This window comes from Streptomyces sp. NPDC021019 (genome assembly GCF_044333295.1).
Classification (GTDB): Bacteria; Actinomycetota; Actinomycetes; order Streptomycetales; family Streptomycetaceae; genus Streptomyces.
In genome coordinates, this window is record NZ_JBIRQR010000001.1 from 2140702 (window position 1) to 2159252 (window position 18551).

Annotated in this window: 16 protein-coding genes; 14 read left to right on the plus strand and 2 right to left on the minus strand. The window is 72.2% G+C overall.

Annotated features, from left to right (window positions below):
• Nucleotides 1-23 precede the first annotated feature (23 nt).
• Nucleotides 24-1655: an L-glutamate gamma-semialdehyde dehydrogenase gene (pruA, locus tag ACH4RG_RS09845; protein ID WP_398539334.1), complete on the plus strand. Its 1632-nt coding sequence runs from the start codon at nt 24-26 to the stop codon at nt 1653-1655.
• 158 nt (nt 1656-1813) lie between these two features.
• Here pruA and ACH4RG_RS09850 read toward each other — a convergent pair whose 3' ends face one another.
• Complete coding sequence (locus ACH4RG_RS09850; RefSeq protein WP_018960088.1) at nt 1814-2524, minus strand: nitroreductase family protein; 711 nt, start codon at nt 2522-2524, stop codon at nt 1814-1816.
• A 201-nt stretch (nt 2525-2725) separates the two neighbouring features.
• Between ACH4RG_RS09850 and ACH4RG_RS09855 the strand changes: the two genes are divergently transcribed.
• The 11 genes from ACH4RG_RS09855 (at nt 2726) to ACH4RG_RS09905 (ending at nt 16220) form a co-directional block, all read left to right on the plus strand.
• Complete coding sequence (locus ACH4RG_RS09855) at nt 2726-3796, plus strand: S1 family peptidase (protein WP_397928806.1); 1071 nt, start codon at nt 2726-2728, stop codon at nt 3794-3796.
• Between the two features lie 166 nt (nt 3797-3962).
• Nucleotides 3963-4514 (plus strand): GNAT family N-acetyltransferase, encoded by a 552-nt coding sequence (locus tag ACH4RG_RS09860; protein ID WP_397924096.1) that lies wholly within the window; start codon nt 3963-3965, stop codon nt 4512-4514.
• A gap of 319 nt (nt 4515-4833) precedes the next feature.
• Nucleotides 4834-4962, plus strand: coding sequence for a hypothetical protein (locus tag ACH4RG_RS09865; protein WP_018960091.1), 129 nt, complete (start codon nt 4834-4836; stop codon nt 4960-4962).
• A 128-nt stretch (nt 4963-5090) separates the two neighbouring features.
• Entirely contained in the window at nt 5091-6134 is a 1044-nt protein-coding gene (locus ACH4RG_RS09870) for a 3-isopropylmalate dehydrogenase (protein ID WP_397924094.1), read from the plus strand.
• A gap of 257 nt (nt 6135-6391) precedes the next feature.
• Entirely contained in the window at nt 6392-7495 is a 1104-nt protein-coding gene (locus ACH4RG_RS09875) for a branched-chain amino acid aminotransferase (RefSeq protein WP_398539335.1), read from the plus strand.
• A 136-nt stretch (nt 7496-7631) separates the two neighbouring features.
• Nucleotides 7632-8045 carry an SUKH-4 family immunity protein gene (locus ACH4RG_RS09880; RefSeq protein WP_398539408.1) on the plus strand — a complete coding sequence of 138 codons (414 nt, stop codon included), beginning with the start codon at nt 7632-7634 and terminating at the stop codon, nt 8043-8045.
• Between the two features lie 200 nt (nt 8046-8245).
• Nucleotides 8246-9289, plus strand: a complete 1044-nt coding sequence (locus tag ACH4RG_RS09885) for an agmatine/peptidylarginine deiminase (protein WP_397924088.1) — start codon at nt 8246-8248, stop codon at nt 9287-9289.
• Nucleotides 9286-9900 (plus strand): TetR/AcrR family transcriptional regulator, encoded by a 615-nt coding sequence (locus tag ACH4RG_RS09890; protein WP_397924086.1) that lies wholly within the window; start codon nt 9286-9288, stop codon nt 9898-9900. The genes ACH4RG_RS09885 and ACH4RG_RS09890 overlap by 4 nt, the downstream gene beginning before the upstream one ends.
• A 340-nt stretch (nt 9901-10240) precedes the next feature.
• Nucleotides 10241-11848 carry a citramalate synthase gene (gene cimA, locus ACH4RG_RS09895; RefSeq protein ID WP_397924084.1) on the plus strand — a complete coding sequence of 536 codons (1608 nt, stop codon included), beginning with the start codon at nt 10241-10243 and terminating at the stop codon, nt 11846-11848.
• Nucleotides 11849-12236: 388 nt separating this feature from the next.
• Complete coding sequence (locus ACH4RG_RS09900) at nt 12237-14777, plus strand: glycoside hydrolase family 3 N-terminal domain-containing protein (RefSeq protein WP_398539336.1); 2541 nt, start codon at nt 12237-12239, stop codon at nt 14775-14777.
• A 57-nt stretch (nt 14778-14834) separates the two neighbouring features.
• The gene (locus ACH4RG_RS09905) at nt 14835-16220 is read left to right on the plus strand and encodes a hypothetical protein (protein WP_398539337.1); all 1386 of its coding nucleotides are present in this window, start codon (nt 14835-14837) and stop codon (nt 16218-16220) included.
• A gap of 232 nt (nt 16221-16452) precedes the next feature.
• Here ACH4RG_RS09905 and ACH4RG_RS09910 read toward each other — a convergent pair whose 3' ends face one another.
• Entirely contained in the window at nt 16453-17463 is a 1011-nt protein-coding gene (locus ACH4RG_RS09910) for a YdcF family protein (protein WP_398163116.1), read from the minus strand.
• A 247-nt stretch (nt 17464-17710) separates the two neighbouring features.
• On the opposite strand from ACH4RG_RS09910, the gene ACH4RG_RS09915 reads away from it, so the two are divergent.
• Both ACH4RG_RS09915 and ACH4RG_RS09920 read left to right on the plus strand, forming a co-directional pair.
• A complete protein-coding gene (locus ACH4RG_RS09915; RefSeq protein WP_398539338.1) occupies nt 17711-18118 on the plus strand; it encodes a hypothetical protein in 408 nt (135 codons plus the stop codon).
• Between the two features lie 69 nt (nt 18119-18187).
• On the plus strand, nt 18188-18421 hold the full coding sequence (locus tag ACH4RG_RS09920; RefSeq protein WP_397924074.1) for a hypothetical protein: 234 nt from the start codon (nt 18188-18190) through the stop codon (nt 18419-18421).
• The last annotated feature ends 130 nt before the right edge of the window (nt 18422-18551 follow it).

Below are 18551 nucleotides of genomic sequence, written 5' to 3' on the forward strand. Positions count from 1 at the left end.
GACACCAAGGAGACAAGGCAACCATGGACGCCGTCACCCAGGTCCCCGCGCCGGTCAACGAGCCGGTTCACTCCTACGCCCCGGGCTCCCCGGAGCGCGCCCGCCTGGAGGTGAAGCTCAAGGAGCTCGCCGACAACCCGATCGACCTGCCGATGACCATCGGCGGCGAGAAGCGGATGGGCGGCGGCGAGCGTGTGAACGTCGTACAGCCGCACAACCACCGGGCCGTCATCGGCACCTTCGCCGGCGCCACCGAGCAGGACGCCCAGGACGCCATCGACGCGGCCCTCGCCGCCGCTCCGGCCTGGCGCGCGATGGCCTTCGACGACCGCGCGGCGATCATCCTGCGCGCCGCGGAGCTGCTGGCCGGCCCCTGGCGCGAGACGCTGGCCGCCTCCACCATGCTCGGCCAGTCCAAGACCGCCCAGCAGGCCGAGATCGACACCCCCTGCGAGCTCATCGACTTCTGGCGCTTCAACGTGCACTACGCGCGCCAGATCCTCGCCGAGCAGCCCCCGGCGAACTCCCCGGGCGTGTGGAACCGCATGGACCACCGCCCGCTGGAGGGCTTCGTCTACGCGATCACGCCGTTCAACTTCACGGCCATCGCGGGCAACCTCCCCACCGCCCCCGCCCTCATGGGCAACGTCGTGGTGTGGAAGCCGTCCCCGACCCAGACCCACGCCGCCGTGCTGCTGATGCAGCTCCTGGAGGAGGCCGGGCTGCCCAAGGGCGTCATCAACCTGGTCACCGGCGACGGCATCGCCGTCTCGGAGGTGGCGCTGAACCACCGCGACCTGGCCGGCATCCACTTCACCGGGTCGACCCCCACCTTCCAGCACCTGTGGAAGACGGTCGGCAACAACATCGCCAAGTACCGCACCTACCCGCGGCTCGTCGGCGAGACCGGCGGCAAGGACTTCGTCGTCGCGCACCCCAGCGCCGACCGCGCCGTCCTGAAGACCGCGCTGACCCGCGGCTCCTTCGAGTTCCAGGGCCAGAAGTGCTCGGCGTCCTCGCGGGCGTACATCCCGGCCTCCATCTGGAACTCGGGTTTCAAGGAGGAGTTCGCGGCCGAGGTCGACGCGATCACGATGGGTGACGTCACCGACCTGACGAACTTCATCGGAGCCGTCATCGACGAGCGCTCGTTCGCCAAGAACAAGGCCGCGATCGACCGTGCGAAGTCCGACCCGGCGTGCACCGTCGTCGCGGGCGGCACCTACGACGACTCGGTGGGCTACTTCGTCCGCCCGACCGTCATCGAGTGCTCCGACGCCGAGAGCGAGGTCTTCACGACCGAGTACTTCGGCCCGATCCTCGCGATCCACGTCTACGAGGACGACCAGTACGACGCCATGCTGGAGCAGATGGAGTCGGTCTCCGACTACGCGCTGACCGGCTCGGTCATCTCGGGCGACCGCGCGGCCGCCGCGTACACGATGGACAAGCTCCGCTACGCCGCGGGCAACTTCTACATCAACGACAAGTCGACCGGCGCCGTCGTCGGCCAGCAGCCCTTCGGCGGCGGCCGTGCCTCCGGCACCTGCGACAAGGCGGGCGCCCCGCAGAACCTCCAGCGCTGGACCCTGACCCGGGCCATCAAGGAGACGCTGGTCCCGCCGACCGACTACACCTACCCCCACCAGGGCTGACCCTCCCGGGGCGCCGCAGCACGACGCCCCGGACCCGGGGTCTCCCGGCGACGGAAGCCCCCCAGAGCACCGCCCCCCGACCGGCCCCCCAGCCGGCCGGGGGGCGGTTTCCGTGTGTCTCCCTCTTCTTCGGGGCGGGCGGCACCGGGCGGCGCCTCTCAGATCTCCACCAGCACCTGGTCCAGCGACTTGCGCACCAGGTCGGGGACCTCGCAGTCGTCCGCGGGATAGCCGACGGGGATCACGGCGAACGCCTTCTCGTTCTCGGGCCGGTTCAGGACCTCGCCGAGGAAGCGCATCGGGCTCGGGGTGTGGATCAGCGCGGCGAGACCGGACAGGTGCAGGGCGGTGAGCAGCATGCCCACCGCGATCCCGACCGACTCGTCCCCGTAGTAGTGCTTGCGCTTCGTGCCGTCCTCGCCCAGCCAGTAGCGCTGCTGGAACACCACGATCAGGGCGGGCGCGTCCGTCATGTGCGCCTTCACCGCGTCCGTGCCCAGCGGGCGCAGCGCCGCGAGCCACTCCTCGCCGAGCCGCCCGTCGTAGCTCACCTTCTCCTCGTGCTCGGCGGCCTCCCGGATCCGGCGGCGGACCTCGGGGTCCTTGACCAGGGCGAAGGTCCACGGCTGCTGGTGCGCGCCGGAGGGGGCGGTGGCCGCGCACGCGATGGCGTCGCGCACCACCTGCTCGGGGACAGGGTCGGGGGAGAAGGCGCGGACGGTCCTGCGCTCGTCCATGCGCTCCCGCAGCCGGGCGGCACGGGCGAGCGACTCCTCCGGAGCGATCCGCTCGGGACGGTAGGGCGCGGGACGGTACGGGTCGCCGTGGATGGGCGACCACTGCCGGGGCGTGGGCGTCGTGTCGGACATGGCCGCAGTGTGCGCGGTGGGGGAGGCCCGGGGGAAGCGGGGCTTCGGACAGGCGCGGGCCCGGTCCCGGTCAGTGTCCGCTGAGCGGGACCGGCTGTCCGCCCTCCGGCGCCCCGGGCACGCGGTCTTGTGGAATAGGTAATGAGCATGTCAAATTCCTTCTCGGTACGTCCCCACACGTCACCCCGAAGGAGCTCCCCCATGAGACGCAACTCCCGTGCGCGCCTCGGTGTTTCCCTGCTGCTCGTCGCCGGCGCTCTCGGACTCGGAGCCGCCCCCTCCGCCGCCGCCGACGCCTCGGCGGCACCCGCCCCCTCGGCGATCCCCGCCCCGTCCGCGTACGCGCTCGACGCCGCCGTCGAGCGGCAGCTCGGGGCCGCCACCGCCGGCAGCTACCTCGACGCGAAGACCGGGAAGCTGGTCGTCACCGTCACCACCGGCCGGGCCGAGGAGCAGGCCCGCGCCGCCGGGGCCACCGTCCGCCGGGTGGCCCGCAGCGCCGCCCAGCTGGAAGCCGCGATGGAGACCCTGGAGGCCGAGGCCAAGATCACCGGCACCTCCTGGGGCGTCGACCCGCGCACCAACCGGGTCGCCGTCGAGGCCGACTCCTCCGTCTCCGCACGGGACATGGCCCGCCTCGAAGCCGTCGCGGAACGGCTCGACGGCGCGGTCGACATCAAGCGTGTACCGGGCGTCTTCCACCGCGAGGTGCTGGGCGGCGGAGCGATCTACGGCGGTGGCAGCCGCTGCTCGGCGGCCTTCAACGTCACCAAGGGCGGGGCCCGCTACTTCGTGACCGCCGGACACTGCACCAACATCTCCGCCAACTGGTCGGCCAGCTCGGGCGGTTCGGTCGTCGGCGTCCGTGAGGGCACCAGCTTCCCGACCAACGACTACGGCATCGTCCGTTACACGAACGGCTCATCGCCCGCCGGGACCGTCGACCTCTACAACGGCTCCACCCAGGACATCTCCTCCGCCGCCAACGCCGTGGTCGGCCAGGCGATCAAGAAGAGCGGATCCACGACGAAGGTGACCTCCGGCACGGTCACCGCCGTCAACGTCACCGTCAACTACGGCGACGGGCCCGTCTACAACATGGTCCGCACCACCGCCTGCTCGGCCGGCGGCGACAGCGGCGGCGCGCACTTCGCCGGATCCGTCGCCCTCGGCATCCACTCCGGCAGCTCCGGCTGCTCGGGCACCGCGGGCTCGGCCATCCACCAGCCGGTCACGGAGGCGCTCTCCGCGTACGGCGTGACGGTGTACTGAGCCGCCCCCACCGCAGCCGCTGGTGTCACCGCCACCGCCACCGCCACCGCACCGGCACCGCCCGACCCCGCCCGCCCGGACCCCGCGCACCCCGGTCCGGGCGGGTCTGTGCGCGGCGGCGACCTTCGGTGTCGGGCGGGTCGGGGCGGCTGGCAGACTTGAGGTCATGGACCGGTCTCCCGCGCTGCGCGTCGCCCACACCTCCGAGCTCACCGCCTCCGAACGGGGCCGGATCCGCGGCCTGCTCGACACCGCCTTCGACGGCGACTTCGCCGACGAGGACTGGGAACACTCCCTCGGCGGCGTCCACGCCCTGGTGCACGACGCCGCCGGCCGCCTGATCGCCCACGGCAGCGTCGTCCAGCGCCGCGTCCTGCACGCGGACCGTTCCTACCGCGCCGGATACGTCGAGGCCGTCGCCGTCCGCGCCGACCACCGCCGCGCGGGCCACGGCCACCGGGTGATGGCCGCCCTGGAACACGTCGTCGACACGGCCTACGACTTCGGGGCCCTGTCCGCCTCCGACGCCGGTGCGGCGCTCTACGCGGCGCGCGGCTGGCAGGTGTGGCCCGGCAGGCTCGCCGCCCTCGGCCCGGCCGGCCCCGTCCCGCTGCCCGAGGAGGAGGGCACCACGTACGTCCGCCCCGCGGCCGGAGGCGCTCTGCCCGTGGCCGGCCACCCGCTCCAGTTCGACTGGCGGGAGGGTGACCTGCTCTGATCGGGCGGGCCGTTCGGGCACAGGCCCCTCCACCGCTGTGACCTGGTCCGATCCGATGGCCCGTCTCAGATAGTAGGAAGTCCGAGTAACTGTGGAGACAGGACGGCCCGACTGTCCTAACTTGGTAGGAGCCGAACGAATCGCTCGATCGAGCGACTGTGGCGGTTGTGGGCGCGCGCCCCGAAGCAGGTAACCCCTGCGGCGTACGCTCCCCGCTCCTTGCGGCACCTCGAAATCCGATCCCGGCCCGGCCTCGGCGCCGCACCGCGATGTGCGGCCTGCCCCCGGCATCCAAGCGATCTCAAGGAGTCGATCCATCATGGCCACCACCACCGCCCGTCGCGTCCGTCACGCTCCCCGCCCGTCCGAGTCGGACCGCAAGAACGCCGCCGCCGCTCTCCAGCGCGCTCTGGACCGCCGTGACAACGGCGGCTCGACCGGCCACTGAGCCGTACCGCCGGCCCTGAACCGTCCCCGCACCCTCGGCCCCACTCGAACGCCCCGCACACCCTTGCGTCCCGTCCGCATGCTGGACGGCGGATGTCATGGGGTGGGACGCACCGTTAGGCTTCCGGCATGTCTCGCAGCATCGATCTCGCAGTGATCCCCGGTGACGGAATCGGCCAGGAAGTCGTGGCCCAGGGCCTCAAGGTCCTCAACGCTGTCCTCCCGCAGGATGTGAAGCTGGAGACCAAGGAGTACGACCTCGGCGCCCAGCGCTGGCACCGCACCGGCGACACCCTCCCGGACGCGGAGCTGGAAGCCCTCAAGAACCACGACGCCATCCTCCTCGGCGCGATCGGTGACCCGTCCGTGCCGTCCGGCGTCCTGGAGCGCGGGCTGCTGCTGAAGCTGCGTTTCGCTTTCGACCACTTCATCAACCTGCGGCCCTCCAAGCTCTTCCCGAACACCGCGACCCCGCTCGCCGGCCGCCCCGACATCGACTTCGTCGTCGTCCGCGAGGGAACCGAGGGCCCGTACACCGGCAACGGCGGATCGCTGCGCACCGGCACCCCCGCCGAGGTCGCCACCGAAGTCAGCCTCAACACGGCGTACGGCGTCGAGCGCGTGGTCCGGGACGCCTTCGAGCGTGCGGCGGCCCGCCCGCGCAAGAAGCTGACGCTGGTCCACAAGAACAACGTCCTCGTCTACGCCGGCCACCTGTGGAAGAACACCTTCGACCAGGTCGCCGCCGAGTATCCGCAGGTCAGCACCGACTACCTGCACGTCGACGCCGCGACGATCTTCTTCGTCACCCAGCCGGAGCGCTTCGACGTCATCGTCACCGACAACCTCTTCGGCGACATCCTGACCGACCTCGCCGCCGCCGTCTCCGGCGGTATCGGCCTGGCCGCCTCCGGCAACATCAACCCGACGGGCGCGTTCCCGTCGATGTTCGAGCCGGTCCACGGTTCCGCCCCCGACATCGCGGGGCAGGGCAAGGCCGACCCGACCGCCACGGTCCTCTCCGTCGCCCTCCTGCTGCGCCACCTCGGCTACGAGACCGAGGCCGCGCGCATCGAGGACGCCGTCTCCGCCGACCTCGCGGAGCGCGACGGAGCCGCCACGCGTACGACCGACGAGATCGGCGACGCCCTCGCGGTACGCGTAGCGGGCTGACCCGACGACTCCACTTCGAAGCCGCCGGGTCGCACTCAGCGCCCGGCGGCTTCACCTGTGCGGCCCCCGGGTGCCACCATCGACCCCTGGACCGCATTCACACCATTTCGTGCACGGCCTCCCGCAAGTGATAATCGAACGCGGGGCCGTGGCTCGCGGTAAAGCTCGGACGTCCTAGGACCTGACCGAAAAGCGTCGGGCACGAACAGGCGTGAGCGCGGTCCATCACACACAAGACCGGTGAAGGACACGCACTCATGACGATGCCCACGATCGAGCTCAAGCCCTCCTCGAACCCGCTGTCCGACGCGGAGCGCGAGGCGATCCTGGCCAACCCCGGATTCGGCCGGCACTTCACCGATCACATGGTGACCATCAGCTGGACCGAGGGCCGGGGCTGGCACGACGCCCAGCTGGTCCCCTACGGCCCCCTGTCGATGGACCCGGCCAACATGACCCTGCACTACGCGCAGGAGATCTTCGAGGGTCTCAAGGCCTACCGCCAGCCCGACGGCACGGTCGCCTCCTTCCGCCCCGACGCCAACGCCCGCCGCTTCCAGCGCTCGGCCGCGCGCCTGGCCATGCCCGAGCTGCCCGTCGAGACGTTCATCGAGGCGTGCGACGCGCTGGTGCAGCAGGACAAGGCGTGGGTCCCGGCCCACGGCGGCGAGGAGTCGCTGTACCTGCGCCCCTTCATGATCGCGACCGAGGTCGGCCTCGGCGTGAAGCCGGCCAACGAGTACCTCTTCCTGGTCATCGCCTCGCCCGCGGGCGCCTACTTCCCCGGCGGGGTGAAGCCGGTCTCCATCTGGCTCTCGGAGAACCGCGTCCGCGCCGTCCCCGGCGGTATGGGCGACGCCAAGACCGGCGGCAACTACGCCGCCTCCCTCCTCGCCCAGGCCGAGGCCGCCGCACACGGCTGCGCCCAGGTCGCCTACCTCGACGCGGTCGAGCACAAGTGGGTCGAGGAGCTCGGCGGCATGAACCTCTACTTCGTGTACGCCGAGGAGGACGGCTCGAAGAAGATCGTCACGCCGTCCCTCACGGGCTCGCTGCTCGCCGGCGTCACCCGCGACTCCCTCCTCAAGGTCGCCCGCGACCTCGGTTACGGCTCCGAGGAGGGCCGGATCTCCATCGACCAGTGGCGCGACGACACGGCGAAGGGCACCCTCGTCGAGGTCTTCGCCTGCGGCACGGCCGCCGTCATCACCCCCGTCGGACTGGTGAAGTCCGAGGGCGGCGAGTGGACCCAGAGCGACGGCGAGCCCGGCGAGGTCACCATGAGGCTCCGGGAGCGTCTTCTCGACATCCAGCGCGGCGTCGTCGAGGACACCCACGGCTGGATGCACCCGCTCGGCTGAGGGCTGTCGGGAAGCCCTTGAAGGCGCCTGCCCCTGGACCGTCGGGGCCCGCATGCTCCGGCACGCGGGCCCCGACGGCAGGACGCGTGCGCTGGAGCGTGGGAAGCTCCGCCCCCAGGGCTACTTGAGCCACGAGATGTCGTTGAGGTCATCCGACCGCGGGACGGATTCCCAGAAGGCAACGCGATCCTCCGGGGCTCTCCGGAGCTGCCGGGGCGCCGTCCCCGACGCCTGTCGGCGCTGGCTCGTGCTCGGCCTCTTCGCCGACACCACGCTCGCGCTCGACCCGGAGCGAGGGACCGTCTACTTCCTCGGCGAGGGCGAAGAGGGGCTGGTCCCCACCCCGGTCCACCGGGACGTGGAATCCCTGGTGTACGCGCTGACCAAGTTCGAGGCACTGTGCCGGCGACTGAGGAATGACGACGAAAGGACCGAGGAACGCGTAGACGCCCTGCGCGGTGAGATCACCTCGTTCGACCCACTCCCGTTCGCTGACGAGGACTCACCGTGGCGCCTCGCCTTCGAGGAGGTCGTCGACGGCATCTGGTAGTCCGTTCCGCAACCCTTCCGCGAGGGGCCGGCCGGGCGGGTCCTGATCCACCGGGCATGGCACGCGCCGGGGCACGCGCCGAGTCCGTCCGCGCTGACGGGTGGCGATAGAGCCCCGCTCGAACCATGGTGGAAATAGCTTCCGTACGCCCTTGGGCTGTCGTTAGAGTGGCACTCTAACTCTCTCGACCAGGAGCCCTCATGCCCGACGCCCCCGCCCCCTTCCGTATGCCCCCCGAGTGGGCCCCCCACGAGCGCACCTGGATGGCCTGGCCGGGGCCCAACCCCACCTTCGCCTCCGACGCCGAGCTGGACGAGGCCCGCCGCGCGTGGGCCGGCGTCGCCCGTGCCGTGCGGCGGTTCGAGCCGGTGACCATGGTCGTCGGGCCCGGCCAGGAGGACGGGGCGGCGGCGCTGCTCGGGCCGGACGTCGAGCTGGTCGTGCGGCCGCTCGACGACGCCTGGATGCGGGACATCGGCCCCACCTTCGTCACCGACGGCCGGACGCTCGCCGCCGTCGACTGGACGTTCAACGGCTGGGGCGCGCAGGGCTGGGCCCGCTGGGAGCACGACCAGCACATCGCCCGGGCCGTCGCCGAGCTGGCCGGGGCCCCCGCCCACACCTCCCCGCTCGTCAACGAGGGCGGCGCGATCCACGTGGACGGCGAGGGCACCGTCCTGCTCACCGAGACCGTCCAGCTCGGCGCGGAACGCAACCCCGGCTGGACCCGGGAGCAGGTCGAGGCGGAGGTTCACGCCCGCCTCGGCACCGAGAAGGCCATCTGGCTGCCCCGGGGGCTGACCGGCGACTACGGGACGTACGGCACGCTCGGCCACGTCGACATCGTCGCCGCCTTCGCCCGCCCGGGCACCGTGCTCGCCCACGTCCAGCCGGACCCGGCCCACCCCGACCACGAGGTCACCCGGGAGAATCTGGCGATCCTCCGGGCCGCCACCGACGCCCGGGGGCGCCGCCTGGAGGTCGTCGAGGTGCCCGCGCCCACCGTGCTCCGCGACGAGGACGGGGCATGGGTCGACTACTCCTACATCAACCACTACCTCTGCAACGGTGCCGTGATCCTCTGCGCCTTCGACGACCCGCGCGACGAAGAGGCCGCCGCGATCTTCCGGGGCCTCTTCCCGGACCGTACGGTGATCCTCGTCGACGCCCGTACGATCTTCGCCGGCGGTGGAGGCATCCACTGCGTCACCCAGCAGCAGCCGAAGGTCCGAGCGAACCCATGACCCGCGCCCCCCGTCGCACCCACCACGCCGCCCCGCCCCGCGAGGACGTCCTCGCCGCTGCCATGGCCACCGTCGCCGAGCGCGGCCTCGACGGGCTGACCATGGCCGGGCTGGGGCGGCAGGTGGGGATGAGCAGCGGGCACCTCCTCTACTACTTCCGCACCAAGGACGAACTGCTCCTCCAGACCCTGGAGTGGAGCGAGCGGCGCCTCGGGGCCGAGCGCGGTGCCCTGCTCGCCCGGCCCGGGACGGCCCGCGAGCGGCTGGACGCGTACATCGACCTCTACCTGCCGGCCGGGCACCGCGACCCCCACTGGACGCTCTGGCTGGAGGTCTGGGGCCGCTCGCAGAACGCCGACGACGACGCCCGCGCCCGGCAGGCCGCGATCGAGGGAGTCTGGCACCGTGACCTGGTGGCGCTGCTCGCCGAGGGGGTCTCGCGCGGCGAGTTCCGGCCGGTGGACGCCGACCGGTTCGCCGCCCGGCTGCGGGCGCTGCTCGACGGGTTCAGCATCCATGTGACGGTCGGGATCCCGGGGACGGGACGCGAGCAGGTGCTGGGGCAGGCGGCGGAGTTCCTGGACGAGACGCTGACGCCGGGCGCCCACTGAGCGATGCGACCGGGGTCACGACCGCATCCTGAGACGCCGCCGTCACGGGGCCGACGCTGTGCGAGACTGCTGCCGTGTCCTCGTTCGTCATGATTATTGGCAGCAGGCGCGCCGGTCCGCAGTGACCGCCCCGTACCACCATGTACGGCGCGGCCATCGTGCCCCAGACCCGCGCGCAGACCTCTCGCACCCGCGAGGGGTTTTTTCGTTTTCCGGCCCGCACCCGGGCCGGGGCGAGGCGCGCGGGATGATGGGGGCAAGTGGAGCTGGGGCCTGTTCCGGGTTCCCCGAACAGGCCCAGACCGTCCGGATCCACTCATCCGACAGGAGTCAGACCAGCATGACCACCAAGGCCAACGCCACCGACGACAGTTTCCATGTCTTCGACACCACACTGCGCGACGGTGCTCAGCGTGAGGGCATCAACCTGACGGTCGCCGACAAGCTGACCATCGCCCGTCATCTGGACACCTTCGGCGTGGGGTACATCGAGGGCGGCTGGCCGGGGGCCAACCCGCGCGACACGGAGTTCTTCGCCCGCGCCCAGCAGGAGATCACCTTCGAGAACGCCCAGCTCGTGGCGTTCGGCGCGACCCGCAGGGCCGGCGGCAGCGCGGCCGAGGACCCCCAGGTGCGGGCGCTCCTGACATCCGGCGCCCCGGTGATCACCCTGGTGGCCAAGGCGCACGACCGGCATGTCGAGCTGGCCCTGCGCACCACCCTGGAGGAGAACCTGGAGATGGTCCGCGACACCGTCTCCCACCTCCGCGAGCAGGGCCGCCGGGTCTTCGTGGACTGCGAGCACTTCTTCGACGGCTACCGCGCCAACGCCGAGTACGCGAAGTCCGTGGTCCGCACCGCGTACGAGGCGGGCGCCGAGGTCGTCATCCTCTGCGACACCAACGGCGGCATGCTCCCCGCCCAGGTCCAGGCCGTCGTCTCCACGGTCGTCGCCGACACCGGCGCCCGGCTCGGCATCCACGCCCAGGACGACACCGGCTGCGCCGTAGCCAACACCCTGGCCGCCGTGGACGCCGGCGCCACCCACGTCCAGTGCACGGCCAACGGCTACGGCGAGCGGGTCGGCAACGCCAACCTCTTCCCGGTCGTCGCCGCCCTGGAACTCAAGTACGGCATGAAGGTGCTGCCCGAGGGCGCGCTCGCCGAGATGACCCGCATCTCGCACGCCATCGCCGAGGTCGTCAACCTGACCCCCTCCACCCACCAGCCGTACGTGGGCGTCTCGGCCTTCGCCCACAAGGCCGGGCTGCACGCCTCCGCGATCAAGGTCGACCCCGACCTCTACCAGCACATCGACCCCGAGCTGGTCGGCAACACCATGCGGATGCTGGTCTCCGACATGGCGGGCCGCGCCTCCATCGAGCTGAAGGGCAAGGAGCTCGGCATCGACCTCGGCGACGACCGCGCCCTGGTCGGCCGGGTCGTGGAGCGGGTCAAGGAGCGCGAACTCCAGGGCTACACCTACGAGGCCGCCGACGCCTCCTTCGAACTGCTGCTGCGCGGCGAGGTCGAGGGCCGGGCCCGCCGCTACTTCCGCACGGAGTCCTGGCGGGCGATCGTCGAGGACCGCCCCGACGGCACCCACGCCAACGAGGCCACCGTGAAGCTCTGGGCCAAGGGCGAGCGGATCGTCGCCACCGCCGAGGGCAACGGCCCGGTCAACGCGCTGGACCGGGCCCTGCGCGTCGCCCTGGAGCGGATCTACCCGCAGCTCGCCAAGCTGGAACTGGTCGACTACAAGGTCCGCATCCTGGAGGGCCGCACGGGCACCGAGTCCACCACCCGTGTGCTCATCACCACGGGCGACGGCACCGGCGACTGGGCGACCGTGGGGGTCGCCGAGAACGTCATCGCCGCCTCCTGGCAGGCGCTGGAGGACGCGTACACCTACGGACTGCTGCGCGCGGGCGTCGAGCCCACGGAGTAGCCCGACCGTGTCCGAACTGATCCGACCGGACCCGGGCCAGTCCGGCCCGCACCACTCGTGGGAGCCGCCGCCCGTCACCGGGCGGCGGCTCCCACGCGCCCGGGACGGAGCGCTCACCCCTCCCTGCCCGGCGGGCGGACGAAGCCGGACCGGTCTCGACGTGAGGTGTCGTGAAGTCTCGCCGTGAGGTGTCGTGAAGTACTGACGGCCCCGCGCTCGATGTCGTCATGCGGCGGCAGATCCCACGACGGACCGTCCGGTCGAGGGAACAGCCGGACTTCTCGGTCGTGTTCGTCACCCACGCCGTCCCGCTCCTGATCGAATGCCCGGACCGGATCGCGATCGGGTACGGGGGCGGGCCTCGACCGCAGGAGGAGAGAGCGCCCCCATGCACCGCACACCGCACCCCCGCTCTCGGCCCCGGCCCCGGAAGGGCCGAGCCGGCCCCACGACCGCCGCCCTCGCCGCCGCTGCCGTGCTGGCCGGCCTGCTCGCCGGCTCGCCCGCCGGCCCCGCGGCGGCGGACCCGGCCCCCACCCCGAGCGTCGTCACCGACACGGCGGTTCGCCCGGTGAAGAACGGCGACAGCGCGGAGGTCGGCCTCTCCGTCACCACCACCGGCTCCGTGCCCACCCAGGAGCCCGTCACCGTCACGTACGCCACGAAGGGCGGAACGGCCGAGGCCGGTGAGGACTACACCCCGGTCACCGGCAGCCACACCTTTCCCCCGGGCACCGCCTCCGGTACCACCCACCGGGTCACCGTCCGCACGGCGGAGGCGTCGAAGCCCGCCGAGGCGAAGACGATCCCTCTGGAGGTGGCGGTCACCGGCGCGAAGGCTCCCCCGGAGAATCCGCAGGTCGTCATCGACGCCCACGGACTCCCGTACCTGAACGCGAACCTGCCCGTGAAGCAGCGGGTGGCGGATCTGCTGGAGCGCATGTCGCCCGCCGAGAAGGCCGGCCAGATGACCCAGGCCGAGCGCACCGCGCTCCGCGCCCCCGGCGACATCGCCGCCCACGGCCTCGGCTCGCTGCTCTCCGGCGGCGGCTCGGCCCCCACCCCCAACACGGCGGCCGCCTGGGTGGAAATGACCGACGCATACCAGCTGCGCACCCGGACCACCCGCTTCCAGATCCCACTGCTCTACGGCGTGGACGCGGTGCACGGACACAACAACGTGGCCGGCGCGACGATCATGCCGCACAACATCGGCATCGGCGCGGGCCGCGACCCGAAGAGCGCGGAGCGAACCGGCGCGATCACCGCGAAGGAAGTCCGCGCCACCGGCGTCCCGTGGAACTTCGCCCCCTGCGTCTGCGTCACCCGCGACGAACGCTGGGGCCGCTCCTACGAGGCGTTCGGCGAGGACCCGGCCCTGGTCGAGGCCATGGAGACGGTCATCCAGGGCATGCAGGGCAGCCCGTCCGGCAAGGACCTGCACCGCAACGACAAGGTTCTCGGCAGCGCCAAGCACTTCGTCGGCGACGGCGGCACCGCGTACGGCTCCTCCACCACCGGCTCGTACACGGTCGACCAGGGCGTCACCCAGGTCACCCGCGAGGAGCTGGAGGCCGTACACCTGTCGCCGTTCGAGGAGTCGGTGAAGCGGGGCGTCGGCACGGTCATGCCCTCGTTCTCCTCGCTGGACATCCTGGGCGACGACGAGGGCCCGGTGAAGATGCACGCCAACGCCGAGATGATCAACGGCGTCCTCAAGGACCGGATGGGGTTCGAGGGCTTCGTCATCAGCGACTGGCAGGCCATCGACCAGATTCCCGGTGACTACGCCAGTGACGTCGTCACGTCGGTCAACGCCGGACTCGACATGATCATGGTTCCGACCGCGTACCAGGACTTCACGGAGACCCTGAAGAACGAGGTGGCGGCGGGCCGCGTCCCCGAGGCCCGGATCGACGACGCGGTCGCCCGCATCCTCACCCAGAAGTTCCGCCTCGGCCTCTTCGAGAAGCCGTACGCGGACACCACCCACCTGGAGGAGGTCGGCTCGGCCGAGCACCGCGCGGTGGCCCGTGAGGCGGTGGCCAAGTCCCAGGTGCTGCTGAAGAACGAGGGAGCCGTCCTCCCGCTCGACCCCGGCCGGAAGGTGTACGTCGCCGGGTCCAACGCCGATGACATCGGCAACCAGGCCGGCGGCTGGACCACCAGCTGGCAGGGGTCCTCAGGGGAGACCCCCACCGGCACGACGATCCTGGAGGGCATGCGAAAGGCGGCGCGCACCCCCGGGTCCGTGACGTTCTCCCAGGACGCCTCCGCCCCCACGGACGGTTACGACGTGGGCGTGGTCGTCGTCGGCGAGACCCCGTACGCCGAAGGCATCGGCGACGTCGGCAACGGGCACGACCTGGAACTGACGGCCGCCGACCGGGCAGCGGTCGACAAGGTCTGCGCCGCCATGGACTGCGCCGTCCTCATCGTCTCCGGCCGCCCCCAGCTCATCGGCGACCGGCTCGGGAAGATCAACGCCCTGGTGGCCGCCTGGCTGCCGGGCTCCGAGGGCGACGGCGTCGCCGACGTCCTCTACGGCAGGCGGGCCTTCACCGGACAGCTCCCGGTGACCTGGCCGAAGTCGGAGGCCCAGCTGCCGATCAACGTGGGGGACACCGCCTACGACCCGCAGTTTCCGTACGGCTGGGGCCTGACCACCCTCAACGAGCCCCCGGCCGGCGGTGAGCCGGCCCTCGCGGCCCTCGCCGCCGCCGCCCGGGCCGCCGAGAAGGCGCGCCTGGGGAAGACCCCGACGGGCAGGGCGATCGTGGACCGGGCCCGGCTGCTGGTCCAACGGAAGATCGACGGGACGTTCACCCAGGAGGTCTCGAAGCCGTTCGCGGAGGCGGACCGCCTGCTGCTCACCGGTGACCTGACCGGTGCGGTGGCCAGGCTGCGTACGGCCTACCGAGCAGCGTAGAAGAGGCGCTCCCAGGCGGGCGACGGCGTTCGTCGCCCGTCTGGAGTAGCGTTAAGTATGAGGAAAAGGCTCTTTCCCGCGCTGCTGGCGGGCCTGCTGCTCATCATCGCAGCGGCGGCCCTCGCCCTGACGTCCCCCGCGTCGGCCGCGCCCGCCGCGACCGTCCAGGACGCCGCCCAGGCCCTGCGCGACGACCCGGTGTACGTGGACCCGGGCGCTCGCGATCAGCTCTCCGTCGCTGACGAGAAGGCCCTGGAGAACAAGATCACCGACGCCGACAAGCCGGTGTTCGTGGCCGTCCTCCCTGATACCCCGGCCTTCCCCGAGGAACGCCTCCTCCAGACCCTGCGCAGCGACACCGGCATCACCGGCGTCTACGCCGTCCGCCTCGGCGACGGCTTCGACGCGGGCGCCGACCCGCAGGTCATGCCCACCCGAGCGGTCGACAACCTCACCGCCGCCGTGGAGAACCCCACCACGGCCAGTGCCGCCGACACGCAGCTCAACGCCTTCGTCGACCGCGCCGTCGAACAGGCCCGGGGCAGCGCCCCCGCCTCCTGGTCCGGTGGCTCGGGCACGGCGGACGGGGCCGGGGCCCCGGTCGGCGGCCTGATCACGCTGGGCGCGCTGGTCGCGGCGGGCGGCGCGGGCGCGTACGCGATCTCCCGCCGCAACAAGCGCCGCGAGGAGGAGGAGGAGCGCGCCGCGCTCGACAAGCTCCGGGTCGTCGTCGACGAGGACATCACCGCGTACGGCGAAACCCTGGAACGCCTGGACTTCCACCCCGCCGAACCGGGCGCGGACGACACCATGCGCGCCGACTACGAACGGGCCCTGGACTCCTACGAGAGCGCCAAGTCGAAGATGGACAGGGCCGGACACCCCTCGGACGTACGCGAAGTCACCCGGTCCCTGGAGGACGGCCGCTACTCCCTCGCGGTCCTGGAGGCCCGCCGCACCGGCGCGGAGATCCCGGCCCGCCGCCCGCCGTGCTTCTTCGACCCGCGCCACGGCACGGCGGTCACGGAGGTTCTGTGGACCCCGCCCGGCGGCGCGTCCCGGGAAGTCCCGGTCTGTGGCGCGGACGAGGCCCGGCTCAGCCGGGGCGAGGACCCCATGAGCCGCACGGTCGACGTCGGCGACGGCAACCGCCGCCCGTACTGGGAAGCGGGCCCGGCCTACGGCCCCTGGGCCGGTGGCTACTTCGGCGGCGGCCTGCTCCCCGGCCTCCTGGTCGGCACTATGCTCGGCTCGATGCTCGCCACTCCGGCGTACGCCTCCGAGTACGGCGGCGGTGACTTCGGCGGCGGCGCGGGCGGCGACTGGGGCGGCGGCGACTTCTCCGGATCCGACTTCGACGCCTCGGGCTTCGGCGGCGGCGGCGGCGGTTTCGGTGACGGCGGCGGCTTCGGGGGCGGCGGTTTCGACGGCGGCGGGTTCTGAGCGTCCGCGTCCGGATCTTCCCGCGACGCCCCGGGCCCCGGCGGATCCCCTCAGCCGGGGCCCGGGGTCGGCCCGACGGTCCGGAGCGGACCCTCACCCGTCGTTCGACCGGCGAGACCGTTCGCACCGTTGACCGATGGTGCGCATCTGCGATGCGAACACGATCAAGCTTATTCAGATGTGGGGGAGTTGTGACCAAAACATGCGTGAACGGTGGTACGGAGCTTGCCCGCTACCGCCAGTTCACCCACCAGGCGGCCACTCCGCCGAGGATGGCCAGCAGACACATCACCGTGTTGCTCCGCCGGTAGTCCACGAGGATCGCGGTGAACTCGCGGAGCGTCGCGTTGGGCCAGAAGTACGCGGCCGTCGGCGAGCCCACCACCTGCCCCCGGATCCGGACCCGCCGAGCGGTGAGGGCGGCGCGGAAGGCGTGGTAGTTGTTCGTGACGACGACGCACCGGTAGTCGGGCTTGGCCTCCTCCATGATCGCCTTGCAGAACCGCAGGTTCTCCTCGGTGTTCGTCGACCGGTCCTCCCGCTCGATGAGGTGCGCCGGAAAGCCCTCGGCCACCAAGTGGTCGGCCATCGCGTGGGATTCCGGCAGGTCCTCGTCGGGCCCGCGCCCGCCCGAGGTGATGAGCACGGGGGACCCGCCGCGCCGGGAGAGCCGCGCGTGCACCTCCCGGCCCCGCTTCAGCCGACTCGCCAGCAGCGGAGGCACGGTGGAGCCGCCGACGAGCCCCGAGCCCAGGACGACCACGAAGTCGGCGTTGCGGCGCACTCGCAGGCGCCCGTAGAGGAACGCGTAACAGACGAAACACAGGAACAGGAAAGAGAAGTAGAGCGCCAGCCCGCCGGCCGCCGTCGCCGCGCCGATCAGTATCGGTGTCCGCAGGGCGGCGGCGGTGGCGAGCAGGGCGACCACGGCGAGGACGGCCAGGGCGGCCAGCAGGGACAGCAGATTCGCCGGACTCCCGCCCTCCTTGCGGAGCATGCTGACGCCGTTGAGGAACAGGAAACACGTCAGTACGAGCACCGCCACCGCCCCCAGGCCCAGCAGCGACCACACCACGACCGGCGCGGAGGCGGAGCCGGAGTCGACCAGCCGGTACAGCAGACCGGCCAGCGCACAGAGCGCGGCGAGCCCGAGGATGACGGCGTTGCTGAACTTGCGTCGCTCGCGCAGCACGCTCACACAGAAGACGAGGAAGAGGAGTGCCGCCGGGGCGTAGACCACCATGAGCACAGACTAGGCAGCGCTCAGTGAGTGGTTGACGGCGAGGTGGAAGGGTGGCATCGGAGGGGGCCGGGGCACCCGGAGGCCGGACGTCGTGCCAGGCTTCGTCCCATGAGACGAAGCTTCAAGCTGCACGGCGGCGCGGCGGCCCGCGCTGAGCGCAGCCGCCCTGGCGCTGGCCGCGCTCACCTGGCTGCCCGGGGCGCAGCCGTTGTTCGTGCCGGCGCGGCCGGTGGGGGCGGTTTTCGGCTTGGCCCTCTCGCTGTTCCTGGCGGCTCTGGTGCGCCAGTTCGCGACCGGCGCGGACCGGGGCGCGCAGTGGCAGGCCTTGCGGTGCCTGCCCGGCAGGGTGCGGGCGGGGCTCGCTTTCCTTCTCTTGTCGAGTGCGGCCATCATCGCGATGGAGTTCGTGGCGGCGGGGGACCAGCGGTTGCAGGACGCGGAGGCACGCCAGGGCCGGTACGTCGCCTACGACACGTCGGTGCCCACGGACCGGGCGGTCGAGCTGACGCGGGACGAGTACCTCGCCCTGCTGCCGAGCAGCCGCCGGATGATGTACGTGATTCCGGGGCTCCTGTCCGCCACCGCCGCCGCCCTCGTGCTGGCGGCCGGGGAGTTGCGTCGCGCGGACGCCGCCCACGCCGCTCGGTCACGGTGAACGGTGAACCGTGACGGTGATTCTCGACCGGGGCGTGCCCTTTGCGGGGGCCGAGCCGTTGAACCCGGCATGAAGAAGCGAAGCGTACTCGCCGCCGTCACCCTTGCCGCCGGAGCGGTCATCGCCGCCATCTCGCCGCCCCCGGGAGGTGGGGACACCGCGCACGCCGCCGAGCCGCCCGTCAGCCTGGGCGCGCTGGACAACGTCGGCGAGCTCGGCGCGCTGGTCGACGGGGCGGCGGGGGCCACCACCTCCACCGCCGGCACGGTCACCAGCACCGTGGAAGGCGCCCAGCTCAGCTGAGCCGGCCGGGGAAGGGGGGTGGGGGGGGGGCCCGGGGGGCCCCCCCCCCCCCCCCCCCCCGGGCCCGCGCCCCCCCCCCCCGCCCCCCCCCCCGGGCCGGCGCGGCCCCCCCACCCAACCACGGGGCCGG

What these genes read in the sequence shown, in the direction of transcription:
- ACH4RG_RS09905 (WP_398539337.1), top strand. Translation starts at nt 14,835, where the DNA reads ATGAGGAAAAGGCTCTTTCCCGCGCTGCTGGCGGGCCTGCTGCTCATC.
- cimA (WP_397924084.1), top strand. Translation starts at nt 10,241, where the DNA reads ATGACCACCAAGGCCAACGCCACCGACGACAGTTTCCATGTCTTCGAC.
- ACH4RG_RS09855 (WP_397928806.1), top strand. Translation starts at nt 2,726, where the DNA reads ATGAGACGCAACTCCCGTGCGCGCCTCGGTGTTTCCCTGCTGCTCGTC.
- ACH4RG_RS09850 (WP_018960088.1), bottom strand. Translation starts at nt 2,524, where the DNA reads ATGTCCGACACGACGCCCACGCCCCGGCAGTGGTCGCCCATCCACGGC.
- ACH4RG_RS09880 (WP_398539408.1), top strand. Translation starts at nt 7,632, where the DNA reads ATGTCGTTGAGGTCATCCGACCGCGGGACGGATTCCCAGAAGGCAACG.
- pruA (WP_398539334.1), top strand. Translation starts at nt 24, where the DNA reads ATGGACGCCGTCACCCAGGTCCCCGCGCCGGTCAACGAGCCGGTTCAC.
- ACH4RG_RS09865 (WP_018960091.1), top strand. Translation starts at nt 4,834, where the DNA reads ATGGCCACCACCACCGCCCGTCGCGTCCGTCACGCTCCCCGCCCGTCC.
- ACH4RG_RS09890 (WP_397924086.1), top strand. Translation starts at nt 9,286, where the DNA reads ATGACCCGCGCCCCCCGTCGCACCCACCACGCCGCCCCGCCCCGCGAG.
- ACH4RG_RS09860 (WP_397924096.1), top strand. Translation starts at nt 3,963, where the DNA reads ATGGACCGGTCTCCCGCGCTGCGCGTCGCCCACACCTCCGAGCTCACC.
- ACH4RG_RS09910 (WP_398163116.1), bottom strand. Translation starts at nt 17,463, where the DNA reads ATGGTGGTCTACGCCCCGGCGGCACTCCTCTTCCTCGTCTTCTGTGTG.
- ACH4RG_RS09875 (WP_398539335.1), top strand. Translation starts at nt 6,392, where the DNA reads ATGACGATGCCCACGATCGAGCTCAAGCCCTCCTCGAACCCGCTGTCC.
- ACH4RG_RS09900 (WP_398539336.1), top strand. Translation starts at nt 12,237, where the DNA reads ATGCACCGCACACCGCACCCCCGCTCTCGGCCCCGGCCCCGGAAGGGC.
- ACH4RG_RS09885 (WP_397924088.1), top strand. Translation starts at nt 8,246, where the DNA reads ATGCCCGACGCCCCCGCCCCCTTCCGTATGCCCCCCGAGTGGGCCCCC.
- ACH4RG_RS09870 (WP_397924094.1), top strand. Translation starts at nt 5,091, where the DNA reads ATGTCTCGCAGCATCGATCTCGCAGTGATCCCCGGTGACGGAATCGGC.
- ACH4RG_RS09920 (WP_397924074.1), top strand. Translation starts at nt 18,188, where the DNA reads ATGAAGAAGCGAAGCGTACTCGCCGCCGTCACCCTTGCCGCCGGAGCG.